The organism is Caballeronia sp. S22 (assembly GCF_964261745.1).
Classification (GTDB): domain Bacteria; phylum Pseudomonadota; class Gammaproteobacteria; order Burkholderiales; family Burkholderiaceae; genus Caballeronia; species Caballeronia jiangsuensis.
The window spans coordinates 657,278-674,375 of the sequence record NZ_OZ180036.1 but is presented as its reverse complement, the minus strand read 5'-3'; the positions used below and the strand labels follow the sequence as shown (position 1 = coordinate 674,375).

12 protein-coding genes are annotated in these 17,098 nt (G+C 62.0%); 3 read left to right on the top strand and 9 right to left on the bottom strand.

Features of this window, described 5'->3' with window-relative positions; genetic code table 11:
- Positions 1–76 precede the first annotated feature (76 nt).
- Positions 77–970, bottom strand: a complete 894-nt coding sequence (locus ACEN42_RS18215; RefSeq protein ID WP_371882056.1) for a ketopantoate reductase family protein — start codon at positions 968–970, stop codon at positions 77–79.
- A gap of 476 nt (positions 971–1,446) precedes the next feature.
- Between ACEN42_RS18215 and ACEN42_RS18210 the strand changes: the two genes are divergently transcribed.
- Positions 1,447–2,157 carry a FadR/GntR family transcriptional regulator gene (locus tag ACEN42_RS18210; RefSeq protein ID WP_035501832.1) on the top strand — a complete coding sequence of 237 codons (711 nt, stop codon included), beginning with the start codon at positions 1,447–1,449 and terminating at the stop codon, positions 2,155–2,157.
- 211 nt (positions 2,158–2,368) lie between these two features.
- Entirely contained in the window at positions 2,369–2,842 is a 474-nt protein-coding gene (locus tag ACEN42_RS18205) for a bacterioferritin (protein ID WP_371882055.1), read from the top strand.
- A 60-nt stretch (positions 2,843–2,902) separates the two neighbouring features.
- Here the strand turns inward: ACEN42_RS18205 and ACEN42_RS18200 are convergent, their stop codons facing one another.
- Entirely contained in the window at positions 2,903–3,559 is a 657-nt protein-coding gene (locus tag ACEN42_RS18200; RefSeq protein ID WP_035501829.1) for a peroxiredoxin, read from the bottom strand.
- Positions 3,560–4,002: 443 nt separating this feature from the next.
- Here ACEN42_RS18200 and ACEN42_RS18195 point away from each other — a divergent pair, with 443 nt between their 5' ends.
- The gene (locus tag ACEN42_RS18195; protein WP_238214014.1) at positions 4,003–5,511 is read left to right on the top strand and encodes an amino acid permease; all 1,509 of its coding nucleotides are present in this window, start codon (positions 4,003–4,005) and stop codon (positions 5,509–5,511) included.
- 36 nt (positions 5,512–5,547) lie between these two features.
- On the opposite strand, the gene ACEN42_RS18190 is transcribed toward ACEN42_RS18195, so the two are convergent.
- The 7 genes from ACEN42_RS18190 to ACEN42_RS18160 form a co-directional block, all read right to left on the bottom strand.
- The gene (locus ACEN42_RS18190; protein WP_371882054.1) at positions 5,548–7,548 is read right to left on the bottom strand and encodes an acyl CoA:acetate/3-ketoacid CoA transferase; all 2,001 of its coding nucleotides are present in this window, start codon (positions 7,546–7,548) and stop codon (positions 5,548–5,550) included.
- Between the two features lie 96 nt (positions 7,549–7,644).
- Positions 7,645–9,570: a potassium transporter Kup gene (locus ACEN42_RS18185; protein WP_238213869.1), complete on the bottom strand. Its 1,926-nt coding sequence runs from the start codon at positions 9,568–9,570 to the stop codon at positions 7,645–7,647.
- 138 nt (positions 9,571–9,708) lie between these two features.
- On the bottom strand, positions 9,709–10,545 hold the full coding sequence (locus ACEN42_RS18180) for a shikimate dehydrogenase (RefSeq protein WP_371882053.1): 837 nt from the start codon (positions 10,543–10,545) through the stop codon (positions 9,709–9,711).
- Positions 10,546–10,644: 99 nt separating this feature from the next.
- Positions 10,645–11,379 (bottom strand): ABC transporter ATP-binding protein, encoded by a 735-nt coding sequence (locus ACEN42_RS18175; RefSeq protein WP_187606253.1) that lies wholly within the window; start codon positions 11,377–11,379, stop codon positions 10,645–10,647.
- 691 nt (positions 11,380–12,070) lie between these two features.
- The gene (locus tag ACEN42_RS18170; RefSeq protein ID WP_035501821.1) at positions 12,071–14,014 is read right to left on the bottom strand and encodes an ABC transporter permease subunit; all 1,944 of its coding nucleotides are present in this window, start codon (positions 14,012–14,014) and stop codon (positions 12,071–12,073) included.
- A gap of 10 nt (positions 14,015–14,024) precedes the next feature.
- Positions 14,025–14,897, bottom strand: coding sequence for a branched-chain amino acid ABC transporter permease (locus ACEN42_RS18165; RefSeq protein ID WP_035501820.1), 873 nt, complete (start codon positions 14,895–14,897; stop codon positions 14,025–14,027).
- 677 nt (positions 14,898–15,574) lie between these two features.
- Positions 15,575–16,786: an ABC transporter substrate-binding protein gene (locus ACEN42_RS18160; protein ID WP_371882252.1), complete on the bottom strand. Its 1,212-nt coding sequence runs from the start codon at positions 16,784–16,786 to the stop codon at positions 15,575–15,577.
- Between the last annotated feature and the right edge of the window lie 312 nt (positions 16,787–17,098).

The window sequence follows — 17,098 nt, the reverse complement described above, 5'->3', positions numbered from 1 at the left end:
GGTGTTTTCTGTGCGTGCTGCATAACTCAGCATCGGCCGTGCCCGACCTTGCCCTCACACACCTTCGAATCGTGCGCTACGAGGCCTTGCTTTCGATCGCCTTGACGAGCGCATGCAGCAGGCGGTTCGCGGGCGTCGGGATGCCGAGCGCTTCGCCTCGCCGTACGATCAGCCCGTTCAGATGATCGATCTCGCTCGTCTTGCCGCGCGCCACGTCCTGCGCCGTCGACGAGTACTGGTTCTGCATCGTTTCGGCGATGCGGCGCACGGCGGCATCGACGTCGCCGGGAATGATCACGTTGTCGGCCTTCGCGACCGCGAGACATTCGTCGACGACATCGCGCATCGAGCGCGTGATGCCCTCGCCCTGCACGAGCTTTCCGTACGGCAACTGCGTGATCGCGGACAGCGCGTTATACGCGCAATTCAGCACGAGCTTGGCCCACAGCGCGCCGCGCACGTTGTCGGAAATCTCGGTCGGCACGCCCGCCTCGACGAAGGCGCGCGCGACCTCCTCGCTTTTCGTCGACGGCTCGATCACGAGCTCGCCGCGCCCGTTGTGTTTGACGTGCCCCGGCCCCGCCATCCCGGTCGCGACATACACGACCGCGGCCGCCGCTTCCTGCGGCAGCAACTCGCGCAGGCGTTCGGCATTCTCCACGCCGTTCTGCAGCGAGAGCAGCAACGCATCGGGTTCGAGATGCGGCGCGAGCGCCTTTGCAGCGTTCTCGGTATCGGTGGATTTCACGCAGAAGAGCACGAGTTGCGCGCCCTTCACCGCGCTCGCGTCGGTGCTCGCGGCCACGCGCACGCGCTCGTCGAAATGCTGCGTGTCGAGGCGCAGGCCATCGCGTTCGATCGCTTCGACATGCTGCTGCCGCGCGATCAACACGACCTCGTGACCCGCGCGCGCGAGCATGCCGCCGTAGTAACAACCGACCGCGCCCGCACCCATGACGGCGACTTTCATGTTTCGTTTCCTCGTTGGTTCGTTGCGTTGCTATGGCTCGCAAAAATAACACATGGCTGCCGCATCGGCCGTTGTGTTCGATGCTTCGCATAACCGACGACGCGCAAACGCTTGCGCATTTCTGGCGATTCGCGCCGTGTTGCGCGCCCGCGCGATTTTGTGGGCGGACGCACGATAGTCAGTCGAATTAGCGGTGCACCATATTGTTAAAACAGGCCACGCAGAGATACGCTTCTTTCAGCGGATCGACGATGCTGTCCAAACAATGCCGACCGCTGCGGGGTATGCGGCTCAAACCGCATCGATAGCTGAATCCGGGGACCAAATACACGGCGTGCCGGGGGGGAAGCGCTGCGCGCGAAAGTTCGCCCGCGCGGTGCACCGACACGCCGTGAACTTAGACAAGCGCTGGCTCTGCCACTCGGCGACGAGTAGCGAGAAGCCACAGGCGTGGGCGTTATCACGAGAACAAAAACATGAATCATGGCTATGAAGCATCGCTCGTCAAACGCGTGGTGAACCAGCTCGTAGCGGGCATCGTGAGCGGCGAATACCAGGACAACGTGCTGCCGCCACAAGTCATCCTCTCGAAGCAGCACGGCGTGAGCCGGACCATCATGCGCGAGGCGCTGAGCATTCTCATCTCGCGCCGCATGCTCGACGTGCGACCCAAGACGGGCACACGCATCAAGCCCGCGCGGGAATGGCTCATCATGGATCCCGAGGTCGCCGAGTGGCGCATGCGCGCGCTGCATGACCCGGACTGCATACGCAGGCTGATCGAGTTCCGCGCGCTCGTCGATCCGCCCGCCGCCGCGCTCGCCGCGACGCGCGCGAACCGGCATCAGCGCATCGCCATCAATGCGGCCTACCAGCGGCTTTTGCACGCGAGCCCGTCCGAACCCCTTCAGTCCGCCGCGGAAGAGGCGCTACAGGCCGCTATCGTCGATGCAAGCGGCGACGAAGTGCTGCGCCAGATGGGCAGCGTCGTGCGCGTCGGCATCCGGACGATGAAGGCAGCCTTGCGCGCGCAGCCGCATGCGCTGCCGCGCGTGCCCGACTCGCAGCTCGGCGATTACGGCCGGCTCGTGCGGGCCATCGAAACCGCCGATGGAGACGGCGCGCGCACGGCCATGTCGCAGGTGCTGGCGCGCACGGCTGCGCTCTGGATCGAAGAAATCGCCTGAACGCAGGGTTTCCGCCTTACCGGTGCCGCGGCCGCAGGGCCGCCTGCATCGCCTCCATAGCCGTTCCGGGCGCATATCTTGCGCGCCTCCAGCCGCAGTTTCGCCTCGCATGCGCCGTCCGCGTGACTACAATGAGTGATGCCGCGGCATGCGACGAATCATGGCCTCTCCGTCCTGCGGAGCGCCTGGCGTTGGAAAAACGGAGGCAAGAATGGCAGAGCTCGAAAAGGAAAAGGTCGTCGGCGTCCTGAACAGGATTCTCGAATCCGAACTGGCGGGCGTCGTGCGCTACACGCACTATTCGTTTCTCGTGTTCGGCTTCGGACGCATTCCCATCGTGTCGTGGCTGCGCGCGCAGGCCGATGAATCGCTCGTGCATGCGCATCAGGCCGGCGAATGGATCACGACGCTCGGCGCCTATCCATCGCTTGCAATCGGCCCGCTGCTCGACAATCACACCTTCGACATCGCGACGATCCTGCGCGAATCGCTGCAGGCGGAAAACGTCGCGCTCGGTCTTTATCGCGACTTGCTGAAGCTCGTCGAGGGCCGCTCCGTCGCGCTCGAAGAATACGCGCGGCAGATGATCGAAACCGAGGAGATGCACGCGGGCGAAGTGGACAAGATGCTGCGCAAGCCGGGCGAAGTCGAAACGTCGCCCGAACGCCGCACGGGACACAACTGAGTGGAAATAAAAACGCCGGCCCGCGTGTGCGGCCGGCGTTCGATTTCAGTTGCGCGTGCGTTACTTCGGCTGCGCCACCGTGCGCAGATACGGCTTGAGCGTCTTGAAGCCGTCCGGATACTTCTTCTTCGCGTCGTCATCCGATACGGACGTGGGGATGATGACGTCCTCGCCCGGTTTCCAGTTCACCGGCGTCGCGACCGTGTGCTTCGCGTTCAGTTGCAGCGCGTCGAGCAGGCGCAGCACTTCGTCGAAGTTGCGGCCCGCGCTCATCGGATACGTGAACGTGGCCTTCACCTTCTTGTCCGGACCGACGATGAACACGGCGCGGATCGTCGCGTTGTCGGCTGCCGTGCGCGGATTCGCGCCGCTCGCGTTCGGGTGAATCATGTCGTAGAGCTTCGCGACGTTCAGATCCGCGTCGCCGATCATCGGATAGTTGACCGCGGTGCCCTGCGTCTCCTCGATATCCTTGGCCCATTGCGAGTGATTCGTCACCGGATCGATCGAGAGTCCGATCACCTTCGTGCCGCGCTTGTCGAACTCGGGCTTGAGCTTGGCCATGTAGCCGAGCTCGGTCGTGCAGACGGGCGTGAAGTCCTTCGGATGCGAGAACAGGATCGCCCATTTGTCGCCGATCCACTCGTGAAAGCGAATCGTGCCTTCGGTCGTCTCCGCCGTGAAATCGGGGGCTTCATCACCAATGCGTATAGCCATATCAAATTCTCCACGTGAGGAAAGTCCGGTGAACGTTCCGCAAGCAACAGGAACGGATTCCGGGTTGAAAATCGCAACTGTGCAACTGATTATAGTGCGCCGCGCATCCGTGCTTTATGCCGTCCGCGTATGTCCTTGACCGTTGTGGGGTCTTGCGCCGCGCCAGCGCAGCCACGACCGGCGCCGGCGCGGCACGTTTCCTGCTGCAAGCCGCTCGCCGTGCACGAACATACTCGCAAAACGCGTCGTTGCACGCGCATCGCTCAGCAGCGCTCGAATTCCCCGGCAAAATCTGCTATCACGAAACGGCAATACGTCAGAACGAACGTGCAGGTGTGAAGCAAGCGGCGTGTGCATCATCCCGCACTTGAACGGGCGACAGACTTCGCCGCGCCACCGGGCGCGGCCTCGCTGCCGCCGCACAGGAGGCGATCGTGACCGTCATGCAAAGAAAGTCCGTTGCTACGCTGCAAAGCGAAGCGGAAGAAACCGAGGAAGTGCTTCAGGAACACGGCGGCCACACGCTGAAACGTTCGCTTACTGCGCTCGATGTCGTGTTGCTCGGCATAGGCTGCATCATCGGCGCGGGGATTTTCGTGCTGACGGGCCACGCGGCCGCGACCAACGCCGGGCCCGCGATCATCCTGTCCTTCGTGCTGGGTGCGGTCGTCTGCGCGCTCGCGGGACTGTGTTATGCCGAAATGGCGTCCACGGTGCCGGTTTCCGGCAGCGCCTACACGTATGCCTATGCGACGATGGGCGAGCTGATCGCGTGGCTCATCGGCTGGGATCTGATCCTCGAATACGCGGTCGGCGCGACGACGGTCGCCATCGGCTGGTCCGGTTATGTCGTGAGCTTTCTGCATTCGCTCGGCATCGACATACCCGAGCAGCTTGCGAAAGCGCCCTTCGCTTACGATCCCGGTCACGGCTGGAGCCACGTCGGCGCGATACTCAACGTGCCCGCGATGGTGATCGTCGGGCTCATCACGATGCTGCTCGTGATCGGCATACGCGAGTCGGCGCGCGTGAACAGCTTCATCGTCATCATCAAGGTGCTGATCGTGATCGCGTTCATCGCCGCGGGCATCGCGTTCGTGGACAGGAGCCACTGGGTCACCGCGCAAAACCCGACAGGCGCGTTCATTCCGCCGAACACCGGAGAATCGGGCGTGTTCGGCATGAGCGGCGTGCTGCGCGGCGCGGCGGTCGTGTTCTTTGCCTATATCGGCTTCGATTCGGTGTCGTGCGTCGCGCAGGAGACGCGCAACCCGAAACGCGACATGCCGATCGGCCTGCTCGGCTCGCTCACCATTTGCACGATCCTCTACGTGCTCGTGTCGTATGTGCTGACGGGCATCGTGTCGTATGACAAGCTCAACGTGGCCGATCCGATCGCAGTCGGCGTCGATGCGATCGGCATGCGCTGGCTCTCGCCCATCGTCAAGCTGGGCGCGATCTTCGGCCTCACGTCGGTGATTCTCGTGCTGCTGCTGTCGCAGCCGCGCATCTTCTATTCGATGGCGAGAGACGGCCTCCTGCCGCCGTTCGCATCGAAGATTCACCCGCGCTTTCAGACGCCCTACATCACGACGATCATCACCGGCATCATCGTGATGATCCTGGCGGGGCTTTTGCCGATCGGACTCGTCGGCGAGCTGGTGAGCATCGGCACGCTGTTCGCGTTCATGGTCGTGTGCATCGGCGTGCTGGTGCTGCGCATCACGCAGCCGAATCTGGAGCGCGCGTTCAAGACACCCGCGGTGTATGTCGTCGCTCCGCTCGGCGCGCTGTCCTCGCTCTTCCTGATGTCCGGACTGCCCGCCGATACGTGGATACGCCTCATCGTATGGATGGCGATCGGCGTCGTCATCTACTTCGGCTATGGCATACGCCACAGCAGGCTGCGCAATCAGCGGGAGACTGCGCCGAAGCACACCGCGCGTGGATAACATGCAATGCAATGGGCCGCTCGACGCGGCCCATTGTCATTCGGACGCGCGTTTCGATTCGTGTTCGCGCGCTTCTTCAGGGCTTTCGTAGATATACGGCGCGACGCCGCGGCGCTTCAATGCATCGCCGAGTTTGAGGCGCAGGAAGCTGCTCGTCGTATAGCGCGTCACACGGTCGTAAAGGCCATCGACGAGCTTCGTCACCATCTCCGAATAGGCGTCGAGCATGTCGGGCCGAATCGAAAAGTTATCGTAATTCACGATCGCGTGCGGCTTCGTCCTCATGGCCGCCAATTGCTTTTCGACTTCGACGCGTATCGCTTCGACATCGCTCAGGCTCTTTACTTCATGGCCTTCGAAGTTGATGAAGAAGAGATTCTTTTCCGGGTCGTAGCTGAAGCGTTCCGACAGATCGAGCCTGAGCAGCACATTGCGCAGACCCATCGGCGCATCGCGGAAAATGCGTTCGTCCATCAGACGCGGCGGCGTATCCATGATCGGCCTGAAGCCCATTTGCCCGACGATATCCCGTTCGATATCGATACCGGGCGCGACTTCCGTGAGCGCGAGGCCCTTGTCCGTGAGTTCGAACACGCAGCGCTCGGTGATATAGAGCACGGTCTGCCCGCGCTCGGCGGCATAACGGCCGCTGAACGTACGATGCTCGACCGCATCGACGAACTTGCGGCAATCGCCTTCGCGGCGAATCCTGAGCTTGCCGTCGCCGATAGCGACATCCAGCTTGCCCGCGTTGAACGTGCCCACGAACACCACTTTCTTCGCCGCCTGGCTGATGTTGATGAAGCCGCCCGCGCCGGCCAGCTTCGGCCCGAACTTGCTCACGTTGAGATTACCGTCGGCGTCCGCCTGCGCGAGACCGAGGAACGCGATATCGAGGCCGCCGCCATCGTAGAAATCGAACTGATAGGGCTGATCGATAATCGCCTGCGTATTCGTGGCCGCGCCGAAGTTGAGGCCGCCCGCCGGAATGCCGCCGATCACGCCGGGCTCGGTCGTCATCGTGAAGAGGTCGATCACCTGCTCCTCGTTCGCGACGCTCGCGATGCCTTCCGGCATGCCGATGCCGAGATTGACGACGCTGTTGGCCATCAGCTCGAAGGCGGCGCGCCGCGCGATGATCTTGCGTTCCGTGAGCGCCATCGGCGGCACCGAACTCGCGGCCACGCGCAGCTCGCTCGAAAATGCCGCGCTGTATTGCTCGCCGAAGGTCTGCCAGTGATTGTCGGACTTCGCGACCACGACGCAATCGACCATCACGCCGGGAATCTTCACGTGACGCGAATTGAGCGTGTTCGACTCCGCGAGCCGCTCGACCTGCGCGATCACGATGCCGCCCGAATTGCGCGCGGCCATCGCGATGGACAGCGCTTCGAGCGTCAGCGCTTCCTTTTCCATCGTGATGTTGCCGTTCAGATCGGCGGTCGTGCCGCGCACGATCGCGACATCGATCGGAAAGGTCTTGTAGTACAGATAGTCCGTGCCGTCGATAGGCATGAGCCGCACGAGATCGTCGGTCGTGCGCGCATTGAGCTTGCCGCCGCCGTTGCGCGGATCGACGAAGGTGCCGAGGCCGACCGTCGAGAGCTGCCCGGGCCGATGCGCGGCGATATCGCGAAAGAGTTGCGAGATCACGCCTTGCGGCAGGTTGTACGCTTCGACGCGGTTCTCGATCGCCATCTTCTGCAGGCCCGGCACGAGTCCCCAGTGACCACCTATCACGCGTTTGATCAGGCCTTCATGCGCCAGGTGATTGAGGCCTTTCGAGCGGCCGTCGCCCTGACCCGCGGCGTAGACCAGCGTGAGATCCGCGATCGGATCGCTGCCTTCGACGAAGCGTTCCTCGAGCGCGATCGCCACTTCCTCCGCGAAGCCGATGCCGACGAAACCGCTCGTCGCGAGCGTATCGCCCGAGCGGATCAGGCGCACCGCCTCGCGCGCGGAAACGATCTTGCCGCGCTCGACGAGGCGCGCGGTAGAGGGGAACGGATGGCGGGTCGGCGGGCTGCTGGCGGTCATGGCGTCTCCTGTGTGCCGCATATCTTGTATTGAGTCTCGCGCAATCCGCGGCCGCCCGCTTGCGCCGGATGCACGCAAATCAGCCGATTTGCGCCGTCATATTTCGACCCGCGCGCCGAGCTCGATCACGCGATCGGCCGGTAATCGCAAATAGGCCGCTACGTTGCCCACATTGTGCAGCATGATCGCGAAGAGGCGTTCGCGCCATAGGGCCATGCCGGTGCCCGGCGTCGGCACCACAGTTGCACGCGAAAGGAAATACGAAATCGTCGCGCGATCGAACTTGAGCCCCGAAGAGCGGCACTTTTCGAGCGCGGCAGGCAGGTCCACTTCGTCCTTGAAACCATAGTTCACGGTCACCTGAAAACAGCCGTTGCCGAGCGTCTCGATACATACGCGGCGCGCCTCCTCGACCCACGGCACCGGCTCCGTCGTAACCGTCAGAAACACCGTATGTTCGTGCAGCACGCGGTTATGCATGAGGTTGTTCAGCAACGAATGCGGCACGCCGCTGGGATCGTTCGACATGAATATCGCGGTGCCTTCCACGCGTGCGGGCGCGCGTGCGATGAGGCTATTAAGGAAGGGCTTGAGCGGCGTCGCGCCGGCGCGCACGCGAGCCTCCTGGATCATCATTTGCGCGCCGCGTCCCCACGTCGCCATGACGGTGAACATCACGAGACCGATAGCGACCGGGAACCAGCCGCCCTCCGCGATCTTCAGGCAATTCGCCGAGAAGAACATCGCGTCGATAACGAAGAAGAAGGCAGTCGCGACAAGGCACAGCGCCCAGTTGTAGTGCCACGCGTAGCGGATCACGAAGAACGTCAGCACCGTCGTGATGAGCATCGTGCCGGTGACGGCGATGCCGTATGCGGAACCGAGCGCAGTCGACGAGCCGAAGCCCAGCACGGCCGCGACCACCGCGAGCAGGAGCGTCCAGTTGATGCCCGGCACATAGATCTGCCCGATCTCCTTCGCCGACGTGTACACGACGCTCATGCGCGGCAGGAAGCCGAGTTGCATCGCCTGCTTGGTCATCGAATAGGTGCCGGAGATGACGGCCTGCGATGCGATGACCGTCGCGATGGTCGAGAGCACGACCATCGGATAGAGCATCCATGACGGAAAGAGCCGGTAGAACGGATTCTGCAAAGCGCCCGGGTCCGTGATCAGCAGCGCGCCCTGTCCGAGATAGTTGAGCGCGAGCGCGGGAAAGACGACGGCGAACCATGTGAGGCGGATCGGCCGCGAGCCGAAGTGGCCCATGTCGGCATAAAGCGCTTCGGCGCCCGTGAGCGAAAGCACGACCGCACCGAGGGCGACGAACGCGAGCCAGCGATGATGCAGGCAGAATGCGAGCCCTTCGAGCGGATTGAGCGCCACGAGAATATGCGGTGCATCCTTGATGTTCACAACACCCGACACCGCCAGTATCGCGAACCACAGCACCATCACCGGCCCGAACACCGCGCCGATGCCCGATGTGCCGTGCTTCTGCATCACGAAGAGCGCGATCAGCGCGACGAGCGTCACGGGCACGACATAGGGCTGCAGCCCCGGCGCGGCCACTTCGAGCCCTTCCACCGCGCTCAGCACGGAAATGGCCGGCGTGATGACGCCATCGCCGTAAAAGAGCGCGGCGCCCATCACGCCGATGAGCAAGAGCACGTGCTTCAACCGCTTCTTCGATTCGACCGATGACGCCGCGAGCGCGAGCAGCGCCATGATGCCGCCTTCGCCATGATTGTTGGCGCGCAGGATCAGCGTCACGTATTTGAGCGAGACGATGATCGTGAGCGACCAGAAGATGAGCGACACGATGCCGATCACGTTCGCGGGCTGCAATGGCAGGCCGCCTGCGGGATCGAAGACGGTCTTGAGCGTATAGAGCGGACTCGTGCCGATGTCGCCGTAGACGACGCCGAGCGCCGCGAGCGAGAGCCCCATCAATGCCGGGTGGCCGTGCGGCTCGGGCGCGTGCTTGTCGTCGGCCGGAACGCCGGGTGCAGTCGATCCCATGATTCCTCCCTTCCTTTTTCCGGGCCGCCGCGTGGGACGGCCTATTTGTCAGAGGATGAGCGTCTGCGTTGCTGTGTCGATCAAGGCTATGCGATCAAAGTATAGGAACGAAGCGCGGTTATGTCCGCGCAAGCTTCCTTACGCATATTTGATCTGCGCGACCGCGCGCAAGTCATCGGCGGTGGCGGTGCCGTAGCCGAAGAACTCCAGATACGCCGGAATCATTTCGAAAAGCATGTCCGTGCCGACCTGCACGGCGCAGCCCTTGTCCTTGGCTGCGCGCAGGAGTGGCGTGTACTCCGATTTCATCACGACTTCGCTGACGAACGTGCCCGGCGCGATGCGGTCGATATCGAACGGCAAGGGGTCTGTTTCCTTCATGCCGAGCGGTGTCGCGTTCACGATCACGTCGAAGCCGGCGGGATCTTTCGTGTCCGTTCTTACGACGAGCTTGGGATAGTGCTCGCGCAGGCGCGACGCGAGCCCTTCGACGGAAGCCGTGTTGGTATCGAAGATCGCGAGCTCCGCGACGCCTGCCGCCGCGAGCGATGCCGCGATCGGCGAACCGACGCCGCCGCTGCCGAGCACGAGCACGCTCGTGCCCGCGAGCTTGCGGCCCTTGCGTTCGACGCCGCGCACGAAGCCCGCGCCATCGAACTGATCGCCGACGAGCGTGCCGTCAGGGCGTTTGAGGATCGCGTTGCAGGCCCCGGCGATGCGCGCGGTCGGGCTGACTTCATCCATCAGGCCGACGGTCGTGATCTTGTGCGGCATGGTGACGAGCGCGCCGCGAATGTTGGTCAGCTTGAAAAGATGCGGCAGGAACGCGACGTAATCCTCGGGTTTGACGCCCATCGGCACGACGACGGCGTCGATGTTCTGTTTGTCGAACCAGGGGTTGTAGATCATCGGCGCCTTGAACGCTTCGGTCGGGTAGCCGAGGTGGGCAATCAGAGTGGTCTTGCCGCTGATCATGGCAGCTCCTTGTGAGGATGTCGCGTGCGCATGTTTGCGCGCGCCCGTCACCATGATAGTTCGGCTTCGCTTGCCGCAGTGCGGCAATTGTTCGAGGTGTCAGTGACTCGCGCCGAGATACGCGGCCTTAACCGATGGATCGTTGCGCAGCTGCTCGGCCGGACCGTGTGTCGCGACGCGGCCGTTCTCCAGCACATAGCCGTAGTCCGCGACGTTGAGCGCGGCGGCGGCGAACTGCTCGACGAGCAGCATCGTGACGCCATCGGCTTTCAGGCGCTCGATGATGCGGAATACTTCGTCGACGAGAATGGGCGCGAGGCCCATCGATGGTTCGTCGAGCAGCACGAGGTCCGGGTTGAGCATGATGGCGCGCGCCATCGCGAGCATTTGCTGCTCGCCACCCGATAGCGTGCCTGCGAGCTGATTGCGGCGCTCTTTCAATCGCGGAAACAGATCGATCGCGCGTTCGAGATCGGCGTTGACGTCGCCTTTCGGACGCGACCATGTCAGACGCGGGAATGCGCCGAGGAGCAGATTGTCGGTGACGGACATGGTCGCGAAGACGCGACGCCCCTCGGGGGAATGCGCGAGCCCGAGACGCGCGATCTTGTGCGACTCAAGCGAGTCGATGCGCTTTGTGTTGCTGCCGACGCCCATCGTGATTTCGCCTTCCGTCGGTTTGATCATGCCGGAGATCGCGCGCATGGTTGTGGTCTTGCCTGCGCCGTTGGAGCCTATCAGGGTGACTACCTTCGCCTTGGGCACGTCGAGCGAAATGCCGTGGAGGACTTTGACTTTGCCGTAGCCGGCGTGGAGGTTTTTTATCGTCAGCATTTTGGGGTTTTTCGCTTTAGGCTATTTGTCGTGGAATCCTGATTTCGTGTCGGTCTATTGGCTCTGCCCCTGTGCGGGGCGGCAGTCACTTTCTTTGCTGCTGCAAAGAAAGTAACCAAAGAAACAGCTATCCCCAGCCTAAGCACTTCACACCGGCCGCGGCACAGGCGATTGGCCTAATGGCCCGGCTGTAGCGAGTGCCCTCACAAAACTCTCGCGGCTTGGACCGCGCACGGTCCGACTCATCGCACCACACAACACACTGGCTCAGCACCAAATAGCTCCGGCCCGCTTCGCGGCCGACCGGGTCAATCGGGTGCGCGTGGGCTTCTTTGCTGATGCCTCCAACTCAATGCACCGCACATGTATTCCGTTGGTTTCCCTTGTAGACCCAGCGGCAGCGCGTAGCGCTGTGCCGAAGCTATTTGGTGCTGAACCAGCGCGCTAAAACAACTAGCGCGTCAGACCGTGCGCGATCCAAACCCGGTTAGTCCTTCGAGGGCGACACTTAGGCGAGTGCCACCGACGGCTGGCAAGCATGGCCAAACTGCGTGTGACCTCGGGCCTGAACGAGCTGCTTTCTTTGGTTACTTTCTTTGCAGCAGCAAAGAAAGTAACTGCCGCCCCGCATAGGGGCAGTGCTAATAGACCACCGCGAATCCGGGATCCGGCGAAGCAAAAAACCCCCAAATCAAGCAACCTGGGCAGCCTGCCCACCCAAATAAGCCTCGATAACTTTCTCATTAGCCTGAATCTCCGAAGGCTTCCCCTCGGCGATCTTCTGCCCGAAATCCAGCACCGAAACGGTATCGCAAACACTCATGACGACATCCATATGATGCTCGATCAGAACGAGCGTAATCCCATGATTGCGCACCTTGCGAATGATCGCGACGAGTTCGCGAATATCCGGCGCGGTCAACCCCGCCGCTGGTTCATCGAGCAAAAGCAATTGCGGATCGAGCGCCAGAGCACGCGCGATCTCAAGCAGACGCTGCTTGCCGTAAGGTAAATTACGCGCTTCCTCCGCAGCGACATTCTCCAGCCCCACAAAGCGCAGCATGTTGAACGCACGCTCACGCGCCGCACGTTCCTCACGTCGATATCGCGGACTCATCACGCCGACATCCGCGAAGTTCGACTCGAACGTGTGATGCAAGCCGACGAGCACATTCTCCAGCGCCGTCATCTCGCCAAAGAGCTGCACGTTCTGAAACGTCCGCGCAATGCCCGACAGCGCGATCTTCGATGACGTCCGCCCCGCGAGCGACTGCCCTTCGTATTCGATCGCACCCGCCGTCGGCACATAGATGCCCGTCAGCACGTTCATCATCGTGCTCTTGCCCGAGCCGTTCGGACCAATGAGGCCGTGGATCGTGCCGCGCTTCACCGTCAGGTTCACGTCGTTCAACGCCTTCAGGCCGCTGAACTGCATCAGCACGCCGCGCACGTCGAGGATCGTATCCGCGCCCTGCGTGCCGACCGCCGCCACCGCATCGTCCTGGCGCGTCTGGGTCGCGAGTTCATCGGTATCGACCTTCGTCACACGCACGCGCCCAAGGTTCAGCGTCTTGCGCACGAAGCCGACGATACCGTCCTGCAGGTAATACACGACGAGCAGGATCATCAGACCGAAGATGGTGAGGCGCCAGTCGGTCAGCGCTTCGATCCAGAACGAGAACACCGCGAGGCCCGCCGTGCCGATGACCGGCACCGCCACGCGCTGCAGCGTCGTGGTCTTGCGCACGAGCGCGAGCACCGCGCCCGCGACGACGACAACCGCCAGCGCCGTCGCGACGACGCGAAAGTTTGCGATATCGTCGAGCAGCTTCGGCAACATCACGATGACCGTCGAGCCGATGATCGCGCCCGTGCGCGTCTTGCGTCCGCCCATGATGATCGCGAGCAGGAACAGGATAGTGAGTTCGAAGTTATACGTGTTCGGCGAAATGTACTGCTCGGAATACGAATAGAGACAGCCCGCAAGTCCCGCGAAGCCCGCGCTGATCACGAACGCATAGACCTTGTAGCGATACACCGACACGCCCATGCAATCCGATGCGATCGGGCTATCGCGCAACGCCTCGAACGCGCGCCCGAGGTGCGACTTCAGCACGCGATGCACGACGATCAACGACACGACGAGCAATGCCGCGACGAGCCAGTAGTACTGCACTTCGTCGAGCCGGTGACCCGCGAACATCGGCTTCGGGATCTTGAGGCCCATCGGTCCGTTCGTCAGGAAATCCATCTCGTTGATAAGGATCTGGATGATCGTGCCGAACGCGAGCGTCACCATCGCGAGATACGGGCCGGACACGCGCAGCGCGGGCAACGCGAGGATCGCGCCGAAGCCGGCCGTCACCAGAATCGAAAGCGGCGCCGTCACATAGAACGGCATGCCGAGCTTCATGAACAGCACGCCCGCCGTGTATGCGCCCACGCCGAACAGACCCGCATGACCGAGCGACACCTGGCCGGTATAACCCACCACGATATCGAGCCCGAACAAAAGGATCGCGTAAATCATGATGGTTTCGACGAGGTGGATGTAATACGGATTGCCCGACACCACCGGAAAAATCGCGAGCACGGCAAGTCCGGCGATCGCCGCAATCCAGTTCTTTGCTTTCATCGTCGCCGCCTCAGACTTTCTTGATCGCCATCTTGCCGAAGAGACCTGCGGGCTTGACCGCGAGCACGATCAAGAGCAGCACGAGTCCCGGCACGTCCTTGTAGCCGGTGGAAATATAGAATCCGGTCGTCGTCTCCGCGATGCCGAGAATCATCCCGCCGACGATGATGCCCATGCCGCTCGACAAGCCGCCGATGATCGCGACGGCGAAGGCCTTGAGGCCCAGCACCGCGCCCATCGTCGCGCCCGTCAATGTGAGCGGCGCGATCAAAACCCCTGCAAATGCAGCGGTCAGCGATGAAAGCGCATACGAGAACGTGATGACGAGCCCGGTGTTGATGCCCATGAGCGACGCTGCATCGCGATCGTTCGCGGTCGCGACCACGGCCTTGCCGAAGATCGTCTTGCGGTTGAAGAACTCGACCGCGAGCATCATCACGAGCGCGCCGCCGACGACGAGCAGTTCCATCGGCAGCACGTTTGCGCCGAACACCTTGAGCGGCGCTTCGGGCAGCGGCGACGGGAAGCGCAGATCGTCGCGGCCCCATACGTTTTCCGCGACGTTCTTGAAGATGATGCCGAGCGCGATCGTCGACATGATCCAGCCGAATTCGGACTTGATTTTGATGGCGGGCCGCACGCCGATGCGCTCGACGAACGCGCCTTGCATCAGGCCGAAGAGGCATACGAGCGGAATCATCAGCCAGTAGTTGACGCCTGCGGAGACGAGCGTCAGGCCGACGAGCGCGCCGAGCATCAGAGCATCGCCCTGACCGAAGTTCAATGTGCCCGATGTGGCGAAGGTGAGCTGATAGCCGAATGCGATCACGGCGTAGATCATGCCGAGGGCTATGCCGCTGTAGATGAGTTGCAGAAGGATCATCGCGGGGGGTTTTTGGGCGGTTGGGGTTGGTGCGTTTATGCTTTCGTGGAATCCTGATTTCTTGTCGGTCTATTGGCTCTGCCCCTCCCCGGGGCGGGGGTCACTTTCTTTGCTGCTGCAAAGAAAGTAACCAAAGAAACAGCTATCCCCAGCCTAAGCACTTCACGCCGGCCGCGGCACAGGCGATTGGCCTAATGGCCCGGCAGTAGCGAGTGCCCTCACAAGCAGACAAGAGCTTGGACCGCGCACGGTCTGACTCATCGCACCACACAACACACTGGTTCAGCACCAAATAGCTCCGGCCCGCTTCGCGGCCGACCGGTCAATCGGGTGCGCGCGCGCTTCTTCTTCGGTTTCCCTCGCATACCCAACGGCAGCGCGTAGCGCTGTGCCGAAGCTATTTGGCGCTGAACCAGCGCCTTAAAACATTCGGTGCGGCAGACCGTGCGCGAGCCAAGCCCGAGTGGGCCTGTGGGGGCGACACTTAGGCGAGTGCCACCGACGGCTGGCAAGCATGGCCAAACTGCGTGTGACCGCGGGCGGTGAGAAGCTGCTTTCTTTGGTTACTTTCTTTGCAGCAGCAAAGAAAGTGACCCCCGCCCCGGGGAGGGGCAGTGCCAATAGACCGACACGAAATCAGGATTCCACCGGCAAAGCCCCTAAAAAAAACAGCAACGTCAATTAGAAGCAGTAGTAGCCTGCTTGCTACGCAAAGTCCCGCCGCCTTTCTTGTCGGCGTCATACGCATAGATCACGCGCCCGCTCTTCACCTCGCCAATCACCGGCACATTAGGCGAAATCGCTTCATGATCGCCCTTGGAGAAAGGCTTGTCGTAGACCATCACCACGCCTTCGACCTTCGTGTTCAGGCCTTCGAGCGCTTCCTTCACCTTAGGACCATCCGTCGTGCCGGCCTGCTTGATCGCCGCCGCAAGCAGATACACCGAGTCATAACCTTGCGCCGCCGATACCGGCGAATCGATGCGATCGTTCTTCGGCTTGAATTCCTTCAGGTACGCATCGATGAAGGCCTTGCGCTTCGGCGTATTCGCTTCCTGAATGAAGGTCTGCGGCATGCGCGCGCCTTCGCCGTTCGCGCCGGCATTGTCGATATAGTTCGCCATCGAAAGCGTCCAGCTGCCAATCAACGGCACCTTCCAGCCGAGCTTCGACATGCCGTTCGCAATCTGCGCGAGCTCAGGCCCGATGCCGTACGTCAGCACCGCTTCGGCGCCCGCTTCTTTCGCCTTCAGCAACTGGGCCGTCATGTCGACGTCCTTGATGTTGAACTTTTCGACAGCCACAGGCTTCACGCCCTTCGCGGCCAGCGCCTTCTCCAGATCTTCGCGGCCAAGCTGACCATAGTTCGTCGAATCAGCGAGAATCGCGACCTTCTTGAAGCCACGCTTCGTCACCGCTTCCTCGACGATCATCGGCGCCTGGATGCGGTCGGCGGCCGCGTTGCGGAACACGTAGTTATCGGGCTGATCGTCGAATTGCTTCGTCACCACCGTGCCGGTCGCGACATTGTTGAAGACGGGAATCTTCGCTTCCTGGAAGAAGCGCTGCGACGCGAGCGCCACACCCGTATTGATATAGCCGACGACCGCGACGACCTTCTCCTTGTTGATGAGCTCCTGCGCGATCTGCACGCCGCGCTCGTTCTTCGCCTCGTCATCGCGTTCGACGAGCACGATCTGTCGGCCAAGCACACCGCCGGACTTGTTGATCTCCGCCGTGGCGAGACGAACGCCGTCGCGCATGCTGACACCCATGGATGACGAACCGCCCGTAAACGGACCATCGACGCCGATCTTGATCGGGTCCGCCGCGTGCGCCATCGAGAAAACGCCGAACGCGAGCGTGCTCGCGATGAGCTTCATCTTCATACCCATGTGTGTCTCCATCGCCTGATCGTTTTTTGAAAGTCCCATGCCTCGCGCGAAAAGCCTGCAACGCTTTTTAAATGCATTGCGCGTTATCGATTACATGGGCTGTGAGCGAGTGTAGAAAAATGTAAGGATATGACCATATTCGGACATACCCGAAGAGCACGAGCGTTAGCCCACACCTGACGCATCGTAAGGGTGCACGGCATGGAATAAGCGCTAAAGAAGCATTGCGCGGACAGGATTTGGACAGCATCCCGAAGCGTTTTTTTAGCTTCGGGAAAGCCAAGGGACAGCGGGTATACGCGTAAG

Coding starts and splice junctions, on each gene's coding strand:
- ACEN42_RS18215 (WP_371882056.1), bottom strand. CDS start 970: ATGAAAGTCGCCGTCATGGGTGCGGGCGCGGTCGGTTGTTACTACGGC.
- ACEN42_RS18210 (WP_035501832.1), top strand. CDS start 1,447: ATGAATCATGGCTATGAAGCATCGCTCGTCAAACGCGTGGTGAACCAG.
- ACEN42_RS18205 (WP_371882055.1), top strand. CDS start 2,369: ATGGCAGAGCTCGAAAAGGAAAAGGTCGTCGGCGTCCTGAACAGGATT.
- ACEN42_RS18200 (WP_035501829.1), bottom strand. CDS start 3,559: ATGGCTATACGCATTGGTGATGAAGCCCCCGATTTCACGGCGGAGACG.
- ACEN42_RS18195 (WP_238214014.1), top strand. CDS start 4,003: ATGCAAAGAAAGTCCGTTGCTACGCTGCAAAGCGAAGCGGAAGAAACC.
- ACEN42_RS18190 (WP_371882054.1), bottom strand. CDS start 7,548: ATGACCGCCAGCAGCCCGCCGACCCGCCATCCGTTCCCCTCTACCGCG.
- ACEN42_RS18185 (WP_238213869.1), bottom strand. CDS start 9,570: ATGGGATCGACTGCACCCGGCGTTCCGGCCGACGACAAGCACGCGCCC.
- ACEN42_RS18180 (WP_371882053.1), bottom strand. CDS start 10,545: ATGATCAGCGGCAAGACCACTCTGATTGCCCACCTCGGCTACCCGACC.
- ACEN42_RS18175 (WP_187606253.1), bottom strand. CDS start 11,379: ATGCTGACGATAAAAAACCTCCACGCCGGCTACGGCAAAGTCAAAGTC.
- ACEN42_RS18170 (WP_035501821.1), bottom strand. CDS start 14,014: ATGAAAGCAAAGAACTGGATTGCGGCGATCGCCGGACTTGCCGTGCTC.
- ACEN42_RS18165 (WP_035501820.1), bottom strand. CDS start 14,897: ATGATCCTTCTGCAACTCATCTACAGCGGCATAGCCCTCGGCATGATC.
- ACEN42_RS18160 (WP_371882252.1), bottom strand. CDS start 16,786: ATGAAGATGAAGCTCATCGCGAGCACGCTCGCGTTCGGCGTTTTCTCG.